The sequence below is a fragment of the Vreelandella halophila genome (assembly GCF_019903425.1).
Classification (GTDB): domain Bacteria; phylum Pseudomonadota; class Gammaproteobacteria; order Pseudomonadales; family Oleiphilaceae; genus Halospina; species Halospina halophila.
This window is the reverse complement of sequence record NZ_JACHUZ010000007.1, coordinates 1-1,288: the sequence shown is the minus strand read 5'-3', so window position 1 is coordinate 1,288 and position 1,288 is coordinate 1. Positions and strand designations below refer to the sequence as shown.

At 48.0% G+C, this 1,288-nt stretch carries 1 protein-coding gene; it reads left to right on the top strand.

Annotated features, from left to right (window positions below; all coding sequences use genetic code 11):
* Positions 1-1,277: hypothetical protein (locus tag H4I92_RS00110; protein WP_218668092.1), on the top strand; the 1,277-nt coding region annotated here is incomplete at its 5' end.
* Between the last annotated feature and the right edge of the window lie 11 nt (positions 1,278-1,288).

The following is a 1,288-nucleotide window of genomic DNA, read 5'->3' as shown; positions in this document are numbered from 1 at the left end:
TCGGGAAGTTTGTGCGGTTTTGCGATCGTCAAAGGCTTCACAAGTCTTTGAACCTCTTTTCCAGGGGTAAAAGGTGTTTATCAATGACCCGTATTCCCTCTTTATTTGTGTTATTTGCCTTTCTCTTTTTGTCGCTGCCAGTTAGCGCAGATATTTATAATAAGGGTGATTATTGGGAGATTTTTCTACCTGCTGGCAGTGTAACTGTTCCCATTTCTAAGTATTCAGCTATGTCTGAATATGATTCCGGTAACTCTTTGAGGTGTGATACAAATGATTGTGAGTCCTATGTTGCAGATTATGTGTCTGAATGTGAGGGCCAGCTTAGTGATTATGATGGATGTGATTCAGTAACTGAAAGCCATGAGGGCGGAGATGAATTATATTATTCTGTTTATAAGTATAAAAACCCGGAAAATAATTGCGAATCCGGTAATCATCGTTCTATGACTTTTAATGATGGCTCTTCCCCTGAAACTACTTGTTTTAGTGGTTGTGAATATACAAAGACAGGGTCTATTAGTGTCGGTATGGCTGATGGGTCTTGGATGCAGAATATGAAATCAACTGGTTCTAGTTGTTCTCAAAGTGATTCGTTGCCGTCCCCTGATTCGTCTGATCCGGTAGATAATCCTGATGGGGGCGAACCTGATGCACCGACCTGCGGGGATGGTGAGCAGCTGGGGACAGTTAATGGTGAGTATTCGTGCCAACCAACTGGTGATGATGGGGGCAGTGATGATGGCAGTGGTGATGGCTCTGGTGATGATGGCTCTACCGGCGACGGATCGGACGATGGAAGCGACGGTGGCGGCGATGGTGGCGATGGCTCTGGCGGTGATGACGGTTCCGGTACTGGCGGTGATTCCGGCGATGGTTCTGATGGTAGTGACGGCTCTGGCGATGACTCGGGCACTGGTGGCGGCTCTGGTGGTGACGGTACGGGTGGCGACGGTGATGGTGAAGGGGTAGGTACTCCTGGGGTCGATGCCGGGGATTTTTATGAAAGCAAGAACCCCGATGGCGTTGAAAAAGTCATGTCCGATTTCAAGTCAGAAATCGAAGAAACGCAGTTGATGAAATCCATTGATGGTTTTTTTGACGTGGACATCAATGGCTATTCCTGCCCGGTTTGGACCATCCCCAGTGTCATGAAGATGCCCGCGATCACGATTGATCAGCAATGTTCCAGCGCCATGAACCAGGTCTGGCCGGGTATTGCGGCGATCATTATTGCGACCTGTGGGTTTTACGCCTTTCGTATAGCGGTTTTGTGAGGGTGTTATGG